The sequence below is a fragment of the Amycolatopsis plumensis genome (genome assembly GCF_042652605.1).
GTDB lineage: Bacteria > Actinomycetota > Actinomycetes > Mycobacteriales > Pseudonocardiaceae > Amycolatopsis > Amycolatopsis plumensis.
Window position 1 is genome coordinate 3526465 of the sequence record NZ_JBHSJY010000001.1, and the last position, 15471, is coordinate 3541935.

Annotated in this window: 16 protein-coding genes; 11 read left to right on the forward strand and 5 right to left on the reverse strand. The window is 72.6% G+C overall.

Going from position 1 to position 15471, the window contains the following annotated elements:
* Positions 1–81: 81 nt before the first annotated feature.
* From ACFPLC_RS17060 to ACFPLC_RS17100, 9 genes are all read left to right on the forward strand, one after another.
* Entirely contained in the window at positions 82–1065 is a 984-nt protein-coding gene (locus tag ACFPLC_RS17060; protein WP_378197472.1) for a Ppx/GppA family phosphatase, read from the forward strand.
* 163 nt (positions 1066–1228) lie between these two features.
* Positions 1229–2920, forward strand: coding sequence for a hypothetical protein (locus ACFPLC_RS17065; RefSeq protein WP_378235861.1), 1692 nt, complete (start codon positions 1229–1231; stop codon positions 2918–2920).
* A 34-nt stretch (positions 2921–2954) separates the two neighbouring features.
* Positions 2955–3767 (forward strand): sugar phosphate isomerase/epimerase family protein, encoded by an 813-nt coding sequence (locus ACFPLC_RS17070; protein ID WP_378197463.1) that lies wholly within the window; start codon positions 2955–2957, stop codon positions 3765–3767.
* A 132-nt stretch (positions 3768–3899) separates the two neighbouring features.
* Positions 3900–4721: a thioesterase family protein gene (locus ACFPLC_RS17075; RefSeq protein ID WP_378197820.1), complete on the forward strand. Its 822-nt coding sequence runs from the start codon at positions 3900–3902 to the stop codon at positions 4719–4721.
* A gap of 99 nt (positions 4722–4820) precedes the next feature.
* The gene (proC, locus tag ACFPLC_RS17080) at positions 4821–5633 is read left to right on the forward strand and encodes a pyrroline-5-carboxylate reductase (RefSeq protein ID WP_378189376.1); all 813 of its coding nucleotides are present in this window, start codon (positions 4821–4823) and stop codon (positions 5631–5633) included.
* Positions 5634–5826: 193 nt separating this feature from the next.
* On the forward strand, positions 5827–6042 hold the full coding sequence (locus ACFPLC_RS17085) for a helix-turn-helix domain-containing protein (RefSeq protein ID WP_013222402.1): 216 nt from the start codon (positions 5827–5829) through the stop codon (positions 6040–6042).
* A gap of 176 nt (positions 6043–6218) precedes the next feature.
* Entirely contained in the window at positions 6219–6320 is a 102-nt protein-coding gene (locus tag ACFPLC_RS17090) for a 30S ribosomal protein bS22 (RefSeq protein ID WP_007030867.1), read from the forward strand.
* Positions 6321–6575: 255 nt separating this feature from the next.
* Positions 6576–7619: an NAD-dependent epimerase/dehydratase family protein gene (locus ACFPLC_RS17095; protein ID WP_378189375.1), complete on the forward strand. Its 1044-nt coding sequence runs from the start codon at positions 6576–6578 to the stop codon at positions 7617–7619.
* Positions 7616–8635, forward strand: coding sequence for a lysophospholipid acyltransferase family protein (locus ACFPLC_RS17100; RefSeq protein WP_378189374.1), 1020 nt, complete (start codon positions 7616–7618; stop codon positions 8633–8635). Before ACFPLC_RS17095 ends, ACFPLC_RS17100 begins: the two co-directional genes overlap by 4 nt.
* A 31-nt stretch (positions 8636–8666) precedes the next feature.
* On the opposite strand, the gene ACFPLC_RS17105 is transcribed toward ACFPLC_RS17100, so the two are convergent.
* From ACFPLC_RS17105 to ACFPLC_RS17125, 5 genes are all read right to left on the reverse strand, one after another.
* Entirely contained in the window at positions 8667–9575 is a 909-nt protein-coding gene (locus ACFPLC_RS17105; protein ID WP_378189373.1) for a CPBP family intramembrane glutamic endopeptidase, read from the reverse strand.
* Positions 9576–9622: 47 nt separating this feature from the next.
* Complete coding sequence (locus ACFPLC_RS17110; RefSeq protein WP_378189372.1) at positions 9623–10405, reverse strand: maleylpyruvate isomerase family mycothiol-dependent enzyme; 783 nt, start codon at positions 10403–10405, stop codon at positions 9623–9625.
* 95 nt (positions 10406–10500) lie between these two features.
* Positions 10501–11403 carry an HAD family hydrolase gene (locus ACFPLC_RS17115; RefSeq protein WP_167384412.1) on the reverse strand — a complete coding sequence of 301 codons (903 nt, stop codon included), beginning with the start codon at positions 11401–11403 and terminating at the stop codon, positions 10501–10503.
* Positions 11404–11462: 59 nt separating this feature from the next.
* Positions 11463–12539 carry a DUF5667 domain-containing protein gene (locus ACFPLC_RS17120; RefSeq protein ID WP_378189371.1) on the reverse strand — a complete coding sequence of 359 codons (1077 nt, stop codon included), beginning with the start codon at positions 12537–12539 and terminating at the stop codon, positions 11463–11465.
* Positions 12540–12654: 115 nt separating this feature from the next.
* A complete protein-coding gene (locus ACFPLC_RS17125) occupies positions 12655–13347 on the reverse strand; it encodes a sigma-70 family RNA polymerase sigma factor (protein WP_191311422.1) in 693 nt (230 codons plus the stop codon).
* A 317-nt stretch (positions 13348–13664) separates the two neighbouring features.
* Here ACFPLC_RS17125 and ACFPLC_RS17130 point away from each other — a divergent pair, with 317 nt between their 5' ends.
* The gene (locus ACFPLC_RS17130; RefSeq protein ID WP_378189369.1) at positions 13665–15176 is read left to right on the forward strand and encodes an AMP-binding protein; all 1512 of its coding nucleotides are present in this window, start codon (positions 13665–13667) and stop codon (positions 15174–15176) included.
* A gap of 10 nt (positions 15177–15186) precedes the next feature.
* Complete coding sequence (locus ACFPLC_RS17135; protein ID WP_103351881.1) at positions 15187–15426, forward strand: glutaredoxin family protein; 240 nt, start codon at positions 15187–15189, stop codon at positions 15424–15426.
* The last annotated feature ends 45 nt before the right edge of the window (positions 15427–15471 follow it).

Here is a 15471-nt window from a genome sequence, read left to right on the forward strand (position 1 = left end):
TGAAAGTGGCGGCTTGGCCGGACCGAGTGTTTTCGGTTACATGTTCGAGACCTGCGCCTGAGGCCGGTACCCTGGACCCCCGTGCGCCTAGGGGTACTCGACGTCGGTTCCAACACCGTCCACCTGCTCGTGGTCGACGCCCACCGTGGCGCCCACCCGACGCCGATGCATTCCGAAAAATCCGTGCTGCGGCTGGCCGAGCAGATCACCCCCGGCGGGGAGCTCTCCAAGTCCGGCGCCGACGACCTGGTGACCGCGGTCGAATCCGCCAAGGAGTCCGCCGCCCGGCTCGGCTGCGAAGAGGTCATGGCCTTCGCCACCTCCGCGGTCCGCGAAGCGAAGAACTCCGCCAAGGTGCTGGCCCGCGTGGCCGACAAGACCGGCGTCGACCTGCAGGTGCTTTCGGGCACCGACGAAGCGAGGCTCACGTTCCTCGCCGTCCGCCGCTGGTACGGCTGGTCGGCCGGGCAGCTGCTGGTGCTCGACATCGGCGGCGGCTCCCTCGAGGTCGCCATGGGCCGCGACGAAGAACCCGTGCTCGCCGAATCGCTGCCGCTGGGCGCCGGCCGCACCACGCGCACCCGCTTCAAGCACGACCCGCCGACGCGCTCGGAGCTCGTCGCGACGTCCGCGTGGCTGGACGACCAGCTCACCGACCTCGCGCGCAAGGTCACCAAATGGGGTGAACCCGACCGGGTCGTGGCCACATCGAAGACGTTCCGCTCGCTCGCCCGGCTGACCGGCGCCGCCCCCTCGGCGGCGGGTCCCCGCGTCCGACGTACGCTCACGGACACCGCATTGCGCCAGCTCCTGGCCTTCATCTCGCGGATGCCGTCGGCCGATCTCGCGCAGCTGGAAGGCGTCAGCTCGAGCCGGTCGCACCAGCTCGTGGCGGGTGCGCTCGTCGCGCAGGCCACGATGCGGGCGCTCGGTGTGCCGGAACTCGAGATCTGCCCGTGGGCTCTGCGAGAGGGTGTCATCCTGCGGCGGCTGGACCATTCGAACGGCGCGGATGAGACTGGAGCCGCCCGCACCGGGCGCTTCGGCGCACAGGAGGACCGGTGAAAGCACGCGGCTGGACTTCCCGGACGGATAACGGGCACGGTGGAGAGGTGACGGACATGCAGAGGTCGGTGTACAGCGCGCGCGGCGCCGCCGGTGTGCCGTCGGGTACCACTCCGCCAGGTGCCGCAAGTGGCAACACGGTGCGCGCAGGGGATCAGCAGGTATGACGGACCAGACCGGAGGCGACCAGCCGCCGCAGAAGACCGTGGCTGAGCTGCTCGCCCAGCACGGTGCCCAGGTCGACGGCGGACGCCGTCGCCGTCGGCGTGCCGCCGATGACGACGACGAACCCGGCACCCCCGAAGCCCCGCCCGGCGCCACCGGCTCGCACCGGCGGCCGGGCGTGACCGACACCGGCCCGCAGGCGATCATCGACCGGGTGGCGTCCGAAGGCACGCCGCCCCCGCCGTCCCCGCCCGCGCGGCCGGCCGGGCGCCGCCGCGCCGAGCCGCCGTCCCCGCCGCCGCCCGCGCCCCGCGCGGTCCCGCAGGACTCCCAGCCGCTGCCCCGGCCGGTGCCGCCGCCCCCGGCGCGGCCCGCCCCCGGCGCGGCCGAGTCCGGCCAGTACGCCCGCCCGGTCCCGCAGGAGTCCGGCCAGTTCGCCCGGCCGCCGCAGGAATCGGGCAAGTTCGCGCGCCCGGTCCCGCCCGAGCCCGTGCCGCCGCGCCCCCAGGAGTCGGCGCAGTTGCCGGTGCCGCCGCGGGCCGCGCCGCGCCGCCAGCCCCCGCCGCCGTCCCAGCCGTCCCAGGCGCTGCCGGTGCCGCCGCAGCCGTCCCAGCAGCTGCCGATTCCGCCGTCGGCCGAGGAAACCCGCGCCGTCGCGCCGGTCCGCCGCCGTCCCGGCCCGCCGCAGCCGTCCCAGGCGCTGCCGGTGCCGCCCCAGCCGTCACAGCAGCTGCCGACCCCGCCGCCGCCCGGCGGCCCGCTGTCGGCCCGGCTCGACGGCCTGAACGGCACCCCGGACGCCGAAATCGACGTCCCGCCGCCCCCGATGGCCAGCGGCACGTTCGCGACGCCGCCCGCGGCCCCCGGCCGTCCGCGCCGGGCGCCGTCCCGCCGTCCGGAGCCGAAGCGCGAGGACCACACCGAGCAGTTCTCGGCGGTCCCCGACGACGAGCCGCCCGCCCCGCCGGTGCCGCCGAAGGCCAAGAAGCCCGAGCCGCCGGAGCCCTCCTCGCCCGCGGGCCTGGCGAACTGGCGGAAGCGGCGGCAGAAGGAGCAGATGGAGGACACCGAGATCGGCGTCATGCCGGCGGTGCCCACCGACGCCCCGGACGACGGCTACCCCGAGGACGACTTCGACGAGCCCGACGGCTTCGCCCCGGAGGGCAGCGGCTACCAGGCCGCCTACGACGCGGGCCCGCCGACCGGCGCGTACCCGCCGCCGATGCCGTTCGCGCCCGGCGACCGGGCCTCGCGGGCGCCGATCCCGGACGACCTGGCGCCCTACGAGCGCGAGTTCGCCGACGACTACCCGGCGGACGGCCCGGACTTCGAGCAGGACGACTACGGCTACGAGCAGGGCGAAGGCTACGAAGACGACGAGTACGACGACGCGCCCGAGCCGGTCGCGGAGCCGGAGCCCGCGGCTTCGGCCGGCAAGCAGTGGCTGGCCCTGGCCGGCCAGCTGGCGATGGGTGTCGTCGGCGGGGCCGCCGTCTGGCTCGGCTTCAACTGGCTCTGGGTGAACATCCCGGCCGCCGCGCTGATCGCCGCGCTGCTGGTGGTCGTCGCGCTGGTCTGGATCGTGCGGAAGATCCGCCGCGCCGAAGACCTGCAGACGACGGTGCTGGCCGTGCTGGTGGGCCTGGTGGTGACGGTCTCACCGGCGGCGCTGCTGCTCGTCGGCCGCTGACCCCCCGGCGCCCATCGCGACGCGCGCGGGCAGGATGGCGCGCGTGACAGACGAGCAGCCGGTCCCCGTCGGACTCAGCACGGCGTCCGTGTGGCCCCTCAAGGCCGGGACGGCCTTCGAGCTGGCCGCCGAGCTCGGCTACGACGGCGTCGAGGTGATGGTCTGGGCCGACCCGGTCAGCCAGGACGTCTCCGCGCTGCGGCGCTGGTCGCGGCGCACCGGCGTGCCCGTGCTGTCGGTGCACTCGCCGTCGCTGCTGATCACCCAGCGGATCTGGTCGCCGGACCCGGCCGTGCGGCTGCGGATGTCGGTCGACGCCGCGCTCGAACTCGGCGCGCGCACGGTGGTGGTGCACCCGCCGTTCCGCTGGCAGCGCCGGTACGGGGACGCGTTCGGCGATCTGGTCGACGAACTGGAGGAGTCGAGCGGCGTCGAAATCGCCGTCGAAAACATGTTCAAGGTCCGGCCGCCCGGTGGTTCGAAGAATTCGCGCGTCTCCGCGTTCCGGCCGTCGATCGATCCGACGGACGTCGGGTTCCGCCACTACACGCTCGACCTGTCCCACACAGCGGCAGCCGACATGGACGCGCTGGCGCTGGCGCAGCGGATGGGCGACGGCCTCTCGCACGTCCACCTGGCCGACGGCACCGGCCTCCCGAAGGACGAACACCTGGTACCCGGGCGCGGTGGCCAGCCCTGCGCCGAACTGCTCGAGAAGCTGGTCAGCAACGGTTTCGCCGGCCAGATCGTGCTGGAGATCAACACCCGGCACGCCGTCACCGCGGCGCAGCGGGTCCGCGATCTGGCGGAGGCGTTGTTGTTCGCTCGGTTCCACCTCGGGCAATAACGCGCCGCGCCTTTCTGCTCCCGAGTGCATTTCCGCCGGTCGAACCCGTAAAGTTCGGACCGTGAACCCGTCGCTCTCGTTGCTCGTCACCTACCCGGATTCCCGAAATGGCGCGGACCGTTCGTGAGCGGAATGGACGGCACCGCCGTGTCCTTCGACACGGCGAGTGCGGCGCGGTCGCTGGGGGACGGCACCTTCACCGCGGTGCTGCGTGCGGAATGGGCCATCGGCTCGCACCCGCACGGGGGTTTCCTGCTCGCCCTGCTGGCCCGGGCGGCCATCGCCGCCCTGCACGAGCGCGGTGAGCCGCACGCGGAGCCGCTGGTCGTCAGTGCGGAGTTCCTGCACGCGCCCGCGCTCGGCCCGGTGCTGCTGCGCACGGACGTCCGCAAGGTCGGCCGCCGCGCCACGGTGGTCGAGGTCCGCCTGGAGCAGCGCGGCCGCAGCTGCGTGGAAGCCAGGGTGACGACGGGACGGCTCCCGATGCGGCGCCCGGAGTGGACCGACGTGCCGTCGATGCCCGCCGAGCCCCCGCCCGGGGCGCTGGCGATGGCCGAGAGCACCGAAGGGCCGTTCAACCTGGCCAAGGGGTGCGAGGTCCGGCTCGATCCGGCGACCGCGGGCTACCTGACCGGGCGCACCGGCGAGCCGCCCCGGATGCGGCTGTGGGTCCGGCCCCGGCACAGCCTCGTGGACCCGTACTTTTCGCTGCTCGCCTCCGACGTGAACCCGCCGGTGGTGATGAACCTCGGCCGCATCGGCTGGGCGCCGACGGTCCAGCTGACGGCGTTGCTGCGGACGCGCCCGGCGCCGGGCTGGCTGCGGGTGGTGGTGGAGTCCAGGTCGGTGCACGAGTCGTGGTTCGACTCGGACGCCACGGTGGTCGACGCCCAGGGCCGGCTGGTGTGCCAGGCCCGGCAGCTGGGCCTGGCCCCCGCTCCCGGAACGCAGTGAATGACTCATTCCTGGCGTCGGACGCCAGGAATGAGTCATTCACTGCACGCCGGCGACCCGGCACCGGGGCGACCGGGCGGGTTTGGCACGCTTGCCCCCATGACGGTCATCGCGGTGCTGGGTGCGGGCAAGATCGGTGAGGCGTTGCTTTCGGGGCTGCTCCACGGCGGCCACGACGCCGGCGACCTCCTCTTCACCGAGCGGTACCCGGCGCGCGTCGACGAGCTGACCGGCCGCTACGGCATCCGCGGCGTCGAGGTCGAGGAGGCCGCCAAGCGGGCCGACATCCTGGTCGTCGCGGTGAAACCGCAGGACATCGAGCCCGTTCTCGACGAACTCGCGCCGCTGCTCGGGCCGTCGTCGCTCGTGGTCTCGCTGTGCGCCGGGCTGCCCACCTCGCTCTACGAACGGCGGCTCGCCGAGGGCGTCCCGGTCGTGCGGGTCATGCCGAACACGCCGATGCTGGTCAACGAGGCCATGAGCGCGATCTCCGCCGGGCGGTACGCGACCGCCGAGCACCTCGCCGTGGTGCGGGACCTGCTCTCGCACGTCGGGCAGGTCGTCGAGGTGCCCGAGGCTCAGCAGGACGCCGTCACCGCGCTGTCCGGGTCCGGGCCCGCGTACTTCTTCTACCTGGTCGAGGCCATGATCGACGCCGGGATCCTGCTGGGCCTGCCGCGCGCGCTGGCCGGGCAGCTGATCATCCAGTCGGCCGTCGGCGCGGCGAAGATGCTCGCCGAATCCGACGAGCACCCCGTGCTGCTGCGCGAGGCCGTGACGTCCCCGGCCGGGACGACCATCAACGCCATCCGCGAGCTCGAGAAGCACGGTGTCCGCGCCGCGCTGCTCGCCGCCATCGAGGCCGCGAAGGACCGGTCCGTGGAGCTGGGCAAGGCTCACGACGAGGGCTGATTTCGCCGTAACGGGCGATTGCCCGGGTCTTGCACGCGCGGGTGCTTGTGCGTTAGCGCAGGTAGGGGCCCATCTCGGTGACAGGCGTCGCATTAGTCCCACCAGTCCCGCTACTCTCGATAGAGCACGTGCGTGTCGATACCACAGGTGGGGAAGCCTCGTGGCGCGACACGTGTCGAAGGACGCGGTAAACATGTCGCCGAACAAAAAGGAGGATTTGCCCGCCGTCGGGCAGGTCCAGTTCCTGACGGTAGCCGAGGTGGCCACGCTGATGCGGGTCTCCAAGATGACCGTCTACCGTCTCGTGCACTCGGGTGAGCTGCCCGCCGTCAGGGTCGGGAAGTCCTTCCGGGTGCCGGAAAAAGCAGTGCACGAATACCTCCAGGGTGCCTACTACGACGTGGGCTGACCGGCCGCCGGGCACGCCGTGGCCAGCGGCGCGCAGTGCTGCGACGTGCCCGCGACCGGCCCGCCGACCGCCCCGCCCGGGGTGACGGGTAACCTGGAAAACCGCTCGTGCCTGTGCGCTCCACCCGTTGGACGCTGCGCCGGGCAGCGTGACCGACGTCGACCTAAGGAGCGCCCATGGGCTCTGTGATCAAGAAGCGCCGCAAGCGCATGTCGAAGAAGAAGCACCGCAAGCTGCTTCGCCGTACGCGCGTCCAGCGTCGTAAGGCCGGCAAGTAAGCCTGCTGAGCGTGATCGTGGCCCGTCCAGTCTCTGGACGGGCCACGTCCATGTGGTGGGCAGGTCCGCCCGTTCGAGTGAGGCGTTCGTCGCTTTCCGGGGAAATCGGCGTCAATAGCACGTGAGACGGGCCGGAGCTACCACTGAAGAGCGGTAACATCTCAAGGGCGTCCGCGCGATGCTTCCAGTGAGTGCAGGTTCGCGCGCCTCGGGTGACCGTCCACCCCCCACATGCCCTACGCCGCAGGGAGTCGCATGCCGTCGAACATCGTGCTCGTCACCGGCGTCGCCGGGGAACTGGGCGGGAAACTCCTCGCCCGGCTGGGCAACAACCCCGACTTCGAGCGGGTCATCGGTGTCGACACGGTCCCGCCGGACAAGACGGTGCTGCAGCGCATGGGCCACGCGGAGTTCGTCCGCGCGGACATCAGGAACCCGTTGATCGCCAAGGTGATCAGCACGGCCAAGGTGGACACGGTGGTGCACGCGTCCTGCACCGCGCACCCGGCCGGCCCGGGCCGCCGCACGGCGATCAAGGAAGTCAACGTCATCGGCACCATGCGGCTGCTCGCCGCCTGCCAGCGCTCGCCGCTGGTCCGGAAGCTGGTGGTGAAGTCGACGGCGGCCGTCTACGGCGCCGGCGCCCGCTCGCAGGCGGTGTTCACCGAGGACTCCGAACTCATCCCCACCTCGACCAGCGGGTACGCGAAGGACGCCGTCGAGATGGAGGGGTACGTGCGCGGCCTGGTGCGCCGCCGCCCGGACATCACCACGACGCTGTTCCGCTTCGCCAACATCATCGGCCCCGAGACCGACACCGTCCTCGCGCGCTACTTCGCGCTGCCGGTGGTGCCGACGGTCTTCGGCTTCGACGCGCGCATCCAGCTGCTGCACTCCGCCGACGCGCTGGCCGTGCTGGAACGGGCGACGTTGACCGACCGGCCCGGCGTGTTCAACGTCGGCGCGGAGGGGGTACTCACCCTTTCGCAGGCGATCCGGCGAGCCGGCCGGGTCGAGCTGCCGATGCCGCGGAGCGTGGTGCCGTCGGTCGGCAAGGTCCTGCGCGGCGCCCGCGTCGTGGACTTCTCCGCCGACCAGGTCCGGCTGCTGAACTTCGGCCGGGTCGTCGACATCGCCAAGCTGAAGCAGGAGTTCGGGTACACCCCGCGGTGGACCACGCGGGAGGCGTTCGACGACTACATCGCAGGACGCGGGCTCCGTCCGGTGCTCGACGGCGGCAAGCTGGCCGGGCTGGCCGGCAAGGTGCTCGTCGCGGCGGCTACCGGGCAGAGCCGATGACCAGACCACACTTCGGAAGTGAGGCGGAAACGGTGGGTGCCGAGGCGCAAGTCATCCCCCTGCACGGACCGGGCCGCGAGAAGCCCGAAGCACTGGAGGCCGAGCGGGACCTCCGCGAGCAGGAGGAGGCACCGGTCGTCGCCTTCCCCGGCGGCGTCGACCGCCCGGCGCCGGAAGAGCCGCTGTCCGCCGCGGCGCGGTCGGCGCTCGGCTTCCTCCGCGACCGGCTGACCGGCGACTACACCGTGGACGAATTCGGCTTCGACGCCGAGCTCACCGAGGCGGTGTTCCTCCCGCCGCTGCGCGCGCTGTACAAGAAGTGGTTCCGCGTCGACACGCACGGCGTCGAGAACCTCCCGGCGTCGGGCGGCGCGCTGCTGGTGTCCAACCACTCGGGCACGATCCCGCTCGACTCCCTGATGACGGCGGTGGCCGTCCACGACGAGACCGGCGGCCGTCACCTGCGCGGCCTCGGCGCCGACCTGGTGTTCCAGGTGCCGCTGGTGGGGTCGTTCGCGCGCAAGTCCGGCCAGACGCTCGCCTGCCACGCGGACGCCGAGCGCCTGCTGCAGAAGGGCGAGCTGGTCGGGGTGTGGCCGGAGGGCTTCAAGGGCGTCGGCAAGCCGTTCGCCTCCCGCTACAAGCTCCAGCGCTTCGGCCGCGGCGGCTTCGTGTCGGCCGCGCTGCGGGCGGGCGTGCCGATCATCCCGGTGTCGGTCATCGGCGCCGAGGAGATCTACCCGAAGCTCGGCGACATCAAGGTGCTGGCCCGGATGCTGGGGCTGCCGTACTTCCCGGTGACGCCGTTCTTCCCGATGCTGGGCCTGCTGGGCGCGGTCCCGCTGCCGACGAAGTGGAGCATCGAGTTCGGCGAGCCGATCGCGACGGACTCCTTCGGCCCGGACGCCGTCGACGACCCGATGCTGGTGTTCCAGCTGACCGACCAGGTGCGCGAGTCGATCCAGCAGACGCTGTACCGGCGGCTTTCGCAGCGGAAGTCGGTCTTCCGCGGCTGAGCCGCGCCGTGCACGAGCACCTCCGCAAGCGTCAGGCGGCGGGTTCCCGGCCCGCCGGCCGATAGCCCAGCCGTCCCCGGGTCGCGACGAGCAGCACGAGGGCGATCACGGCCGAGGCGAGCAGGAACGCGTGTGTCGTGTTCCGGGGCGACAGTGACGGGAACATCTCCGACCAGGCGAGCGAGAAGAAGTTGTTGACGCTCGTGTGCAGCAGCATGGCGATCGGCAGGCTCTGGCCGGTGCGGTTGAACACCCACGTCATGATGATGCTGAAGGTGACGCAGGTGGCGACGAACTCGACCGGCGTCAGCCAGGTGACGTCCGGCCAGCCGCCCCACTCGCTGAAGAACAGGGGCAGGTGCCAGATCCCCCAGAGCGGGCCGAGGATCAGCGTGCCGCCGAGCGGTCCGTAGCGCTGCTGGAGGCGGGGGAGGGCGAAGTCGCGCCAGCCGGGTTCCTCCGCGAGCCCGGTCGTGACCATCTGCAGCAGCAGGCCCGGCAGGTAGGCCACCAGCGTGGCCACGGCGGGAACCACGGGGTTCTGCTCGGACAGCGCCATCGTGGTGATCGTCAGCACGGCCGGCACGCTGAGCACCACCGTCACGTACCAGAGCCAGCTGACCCGCCACTTGAACAGCCGCCCGGCCCAGCGGCGCAGGCCGATGCGCCCGTCGGCGATCGCGGTGACGAGGAACGCCGAGGCGATCGGGCCGAGGTAGGCGCCGGGCAGGACGCCGGCGAACTGCGAGGTCCCGAGCAGCTCCGGGAACCGGAAGGGCAGGACACCCAGCCCGTTCTCCGACAGGATGTAGGGCGTCCACGCGACCCAGCTCAGCAGGTTGGCCAGGACGAAGAACCAGGTCAACGGGTGTCTGCGGACGCTGTCCCGCAGTCCGCCGCCGCCGCCGGTCCGTTCTTCGATGTCCACTCGGGTCGCCACCGCACTGCCCCTTCGCCGAAGCCGTCTCCCGCGGCCGAGGTGGGCGCTCAGTCGCTGACGTGGGCGGTGTGGTCGAGCCAGTGCCGGACGAGCTGGACGTCGCCGTCCACGTCGACGCTGCCGAGCGGGCTTCGCCTGGTCAACGTCCGCAGCAGGGCCGCGGCCGAGCCGGTGATCGTCACGTCGGCCGGCCGGGTCGCGGGCTGCCAGGTCGCTCCCTCGGGGCGCCGCTCGACGAACCACGCGCCCTCGGCGGTGTCGGTGGCCCGCCACTGCAGGGTCTGCCCGGTGCCCCGGAGGGCCTGCGCGGACTCGGCCCGCTGCAGTGCCCAGGTCGGCGAGGTCAGCATCCTCAGGTGGTTGGTGATGAGCGCGGCCGCGACGTCGGCGTCGACGTCGAGCGGCCGGCCCGCCGCGGCCGCCGCGTCGAACCCGTGGACGACCGCTTCGTTGAGCATGCTGGACAGCCAGAACTGCGTCCCGGATCGCTCGTCCCCGGCGGCGTTGAACACCGGCGCGTCGAGCGCGTCATCGGAACAGGCGGCCGCGACCCGGTTCGCCGATTCCGCCAGCCACGCCTGCCACTCGCGCGGGTCGGCGGGGAGCTCCGGCAGCTCCGTGGGCAACCGGGTGGGGTCGGTGATGCGCTGCTCGATGATTTCCGCGACCCAGTGCTGGGTCTGGCCCAGGTGCCGCACCAGATCGGTGACGGTCCACTCCGGAGCCGTCGGCACGGCAGCGTCGGGGCCGGCCGCGGCAGCCGCTTCCGCCAAGCGCCGGGTGTGGTCGACGATCGCGCGCCTGGTGCGGTCCGCGTTCAAGCCGGTCATCGTGATGTCCTCTGCGCTCGGGGCGCCCGGTGCGGGTGCCTTCACACCGGCGTCGAACGACCGCGGCGGGAATCGACCGGTGTCCGGCGGAATTCTCAGCGGCGGCGGTAAGCCATCCCGGCCGCCACGGCACCGGCCAGCGCTCCCGCGCCCAGCACCGACGGCACGCCGATCTTCGCGGCCTTCCGTCCCGTCCGGAAGTCGCGGATTTCCCAGCCCCGCGCCCGGGCCACGTCCCGCAGCCCGCCGTCCGGGTTGACCGCCACCGCCGTGCCCACCACCGACAGCATCGGGATGTCGTTCGCCGAATCCGAGTACGCCGTGCAGCGCTTGAGGTTCAGGCCCTCGCGGGAGGCCAGCGCCCGCACCGCGTGCGCCTTGGCGCGGCCGTGCAGGAGGTCGCCCACCAGGCGGCCGGTGTACACCCCGTCACGGGTCTCGGCCACCGTGCCCAGTGCGCCCGTCAGCCCCAGCCGGCGCGAAATGATCGCCGCCAGCTCGATCGGGGTCGCCGTCACCAGCCAGACGCGCTGGCCCGCGTCCAGGTGCATCTGGGCCAGCGCGCGCGTGCCGGACCAGATCTTGTCCGCCATCAGCTCGTCGTAGATCTCTTCGCTTATCGACGTCAGCTCGGCCACCGTGCGGCCGGCCACAAAGGACAGTGCGCGCTCGCGGTGGGTCTTGATGTCCTCTTTGTTCTCCCGGCCGCCGAGCCGGAACTTGATCTGGCCCCACACGAACCCGGCGAGGTCCGACGACGTGAAGAACTTCCTAGCCGCGAGCCCGCGGGCGAAGTAGAAGATCGACGCGCCCATCATCATCGTGTTGTCGACGTCGAAGAACGCGGCCGCGGTCAGGTCCGGGGGCGCGGGCGGGGCCGGGGGTTCGGACAGCGCGTGCGCGGCTTCGGCCGACGCTTCGCCCGCCAGCTCGGCGAGCCGTTCGAGCTCCTGACTCTTGTCCTTGCCACGCCAAGCTGACACGTACACCGCCTCCACGTCTCCTTTGCACAGCGTAGCGAGCCGCCCACTGCTTCGTCGCAGGTGTGGGCCGGACCTCAGCCGATGACGATCGGCGGCAGGCCCGGCAGCAGCGGCGGCAGGGAGATCAGCGGCGGCGAGGACGTCGTCGTGGTCGGCGCCGGTGGCCGGGTGGTGGTCGTCGGGCTGCCGTACACCGGAGGCGGCGTCACCCCGCCGCTCGGCACCGGGAGGCCCGGGGTCGCCGCGGCGTCCGACGGCGGCAGCTGCGTGCCCGTCGGGACCGGCGACGTGCTGTCCGACGGCGGGGGCGCGGCCGAAGACGACGCCGACGTCGGCTGGGTGCCTGCCGCCGGGGCCGGGCGCTGCGCGCACTCGCCGGTGGCGGGCAGCGGACCGAGCTCGTCGGCCGAGCCGGCGGTGATCCGGTAGCAGTTCATCCGCGCGACCAGGCCGCTCGTGCGTTCCTGGACCTTGCCCAGCAGGTCCCGGACGTCGCCGAACACCGGCGCCGCGTCGGCCGGGAGGGGCTGCGCGGCCAGCCTGGCCGCCTGGTTGCGCGCCCACAGCCGGAGGTCGGACAGCGCCTGCGCGCCACTACCGTCGCTGGTGGCCACGGCGGACAGCTGGGCGACGCCGGCCCGCAGGTCGGTGGCGAAGTCGTCGTACGCGGTCCGGTAGTCGGCCGCGCTCGCGTCTTCGGCCGCCAGCTCGCCGAGCTCGGTGATCCGGTTGGTGGCGAACTCGAGGTGCTTGCGCGCCTTCTCCTGGTCACCGAACGTCAGGCCCAGTGCGGTCGACTCGCCGGCGCGCTTCACGCTGTACAGCGGGTCGCCGGGCAGCGCGGTGCGCGAGAGCACCAGCGTCAGTCCCGCGAGGGCGAGGAAGAGGAACAGCGCGGCGGCCACCAGGTCGGCGGTCCGCGGCCGCCACCTCCGACGGGGGGTGGTGGCCGCCGCCGTCTCCAGGCGGCCCGCGATCTCGGCGCGGATCCGCTGCCGGGTCTCCAGGTCCGGGGCCCCGGCCGCGCCCAGGTCACGCAGGGCGCCGACCAGCGCGAGCTCGTCGGCGAACTCGTCGTCGCGGCGGACCGGCGACGGTTCCAGGGCACGCGCGAACCGCTCGCTCTCGGCTCGCTCACGCGCAAACCTCACGGCGCTGCTCTCCATCCCTGGCCTCGGCCGGTCCTGACACCGGTCTGCGTGGGGTAACGATCCAGAAGCCGCCAGGGTTACCGGTTTCCGCCGACGAACGGAAAAGTTCGCGGGTTCAGCGCAATCCGGTGGGCAGAAGTTGTGCCAATCGGCGTACGGCGCGGTGCTGGAGCGCCTTGATCGCGCCTTCGTTGCGGTTCATGATCTCGGCCGTCTCGGCCACCGACAGGCCCTGCAGGAACCGCAGGACAATGCATTCGCGCTGGTCATCGCCCAGTTCCGCGACGCAGCGCAGCAGCTCGGCCCGGGTGGCGCGGCTGATCGCCTCCTGTTCGGGGCCGACCTGGGTGGCCGCGCCGACGCTGAAGGGCGCCGAACCGGGCTCGGTCACCTCGTCGGTGACCACTTCGAGCTTGAACCGGCTCGACTTGACGTGGTCGAGCACGAGGTTGCGGGCGATGGTGACGAACCAGGCGCCGACGTCACGTCCCTGGTAGCTCACCGACGTGATGCGGCGCAGCGCCCGCAGGAACGTCTCGCTGGTGACGTCCTCGGCGAGGTCGCGGTCCCCGAGGCGGAACAGCACGTACCGGTAGACGACGTCGACGTAGCGGTCGTAGAGCCGGCCGAAGGCGGACGAGTCGCCGTCCTGCGCGGCCCGCACCAGGTCCCAGGCTTCCGCCTTGGCCGCCTCGGCGCGTTCGTCGTCGGCCGCCTGCCTGCTCAACGGCACGGCCGACGTCCGGCCGAAGACGCGTTCGGCGAACATGAAGACGGGCCCGCGGCTCACGGCGGTCGGCAGGGTCATCGGGCGGCACCTCCGGCGGCGGCTTCGGCCCGGCGGCGGGCCACGGAACCCCCGGCACCCCGGCGAGCAGGGGCCGGCCGGCTCGCATGCCCCACGACCTCGTGGGCAGGCAAGTTCCTCACGGCGACTCCCTCTCTCCGGTCGCGGCGGTGATCATCGACACCGGCGCGACGCAGTGCAGCATACGTGTAGTTACCGCTAAGTAGGTAGTGGTTCCGGGGTTGCGCAGACGCGACGCTCGCGGTCAGCACCCATGACGTCGCTTCAGATGACAGACTTGCAACGGTTCACGCCGGGCGAGGAGAGGCAGGTCGCGGGTGAGTGCTCCAGAGGGGACGCAGCCGGGGGTCGGCGGGCTGCTCACACGGGCCGCGGAGACGTGGCCGGAGCACCCGGCCGTGCTCGAAACCGGCACCGGACGCAGCCTGACCTACCGCGAGGCCGACGCGGCCGCCCAGGCCCAGGCCCGCCGGCTGGCGGACGCGGGTGTCGCGCCCGGCGACCGGGTCGGGCTCCGGCTGCCGACGTCGGTCGACTTCGTGGTCGCCTTCTTCGGCGCGCTGCGGGCCGGTGCGGTGGTCGTGCCGCTGTCGCCGCAGGTGCCCGGCCCGGAGCTCGGGAAGCTGCTGGAGCACAGCGGCGCGAAGGTCGTCGTCCAGCGCGACTCCGGCGACGACCTCCCGGACGGCGTGACCGGTCTCACGCTCGCGGGTGACCCGGACGGAGGAGGCGAGTTCGCCGACGCCGGCCGCTCCGGCGAGGACATCGCGGTCGTTTCGTACACGTCCGGCACGACCGGGCCGCCGCGCGGGGTGATGCTGTCGCACCGGGCGCTGCTGGCCAACCTGGAGCAGATCGGCGGCGTCGAAGGCGCGCTCGAGCACGACGACCGGGTGCTGATCACCATCCCGCTCTTCCACGTCTACGGCCTCGGGCCCGGCCTCCTGCACGCTGTTTCCGCCGGTGCGACCGCGGTGCTCTCGGAGCGCTTCGAGGCCCAGCGCACGCTGGACGACTGCGCCGAGCACCGCGTCACCTCGATCACCGGCGTCCCGACGATGTACGGCGAGTTCGCCGCGTTCGGCGCCGACGAGCTGCGCCGCGGCCTGGCCACCGTGCGGCGGATGACCTCGGGCGCCGCGCCGCTGCACCCGAAGGTGCTGACGGCGATCCGCGAGGCCACCGGCCTCGACGTCTACGAGGGCTACGGCCTCACCGAATGCGCCCCGGTGGTGACGTCGACGCTGGTCACCGGCTACCCGAAGCCGGGCTCGGTCGGGCGGCCGCTGCCCGGGATCGAGCTGCGGCTGGTGGACAGCGACGGCACCGACCAGGCCGTGCCGCTCGACCCGGACGACGTCGACGACGTCTTCGAGGCCGAGGGCGAGACCGGGCTGGTGTCGATCCGCGGCGCCAACCTCTTCTCCGGCTACTGGCCGGACGGGGAGCACGGCCCCGACGACGAGGGCTGGTTCCGCACCGGCGACGTCGGCTACCTCGACACCGACGGCGACCTGCACCTGGTCGACCGGGCCAACGACCTGATCATCGTCAACGGCTTCAACGTCTTCCCGCGCGAGGTGGAGGAGGTCATCGGGCAGCTGCCCGAGGTGGCCGAGGCCGCGGTCGTCGGCGTGGTCGACGAGCGCAGCGGGGAGGCGGTCAAGGCGGTCGTCGTGCCGTCGGCCGGGGCGGCGCTGTCCGAGCAGCAGGTCGTCGACCACTGCGCGGCCCACCTGGCCGGGTACAAGGTGCCGCACGCGGTCGAGTTCGCCGAGTCGCTGCCGCATTCGGCCACCGGGAAGCTGCGCCGCCTGCGGCTGCGGTAGGAAGAACGGCATGGCGCACGAAGTGACGGTGATGGGCCGGGACGGTTGCCACCTCTGCGAGGTCGCCGAGGCCGAGGTCGCCCGGATCTGCGGCGAGCTCGGCGTCGCGTGGAAGGCCGAGGACGTCGACACCGATCCGGAGTGGCGGGCCGAGTACGGCGACCGCGTCCCGGTGATCCTGGTCGACGGCGCCGAGCACGGCTACTGGCGCGTCGAAGAGGACCGGCTGCGGCGAGCTCTGCAGCCGTAACCGGCTCGTAAGGGGGATCCGGCAGCCGCTGCCCGCTCGCGCTCC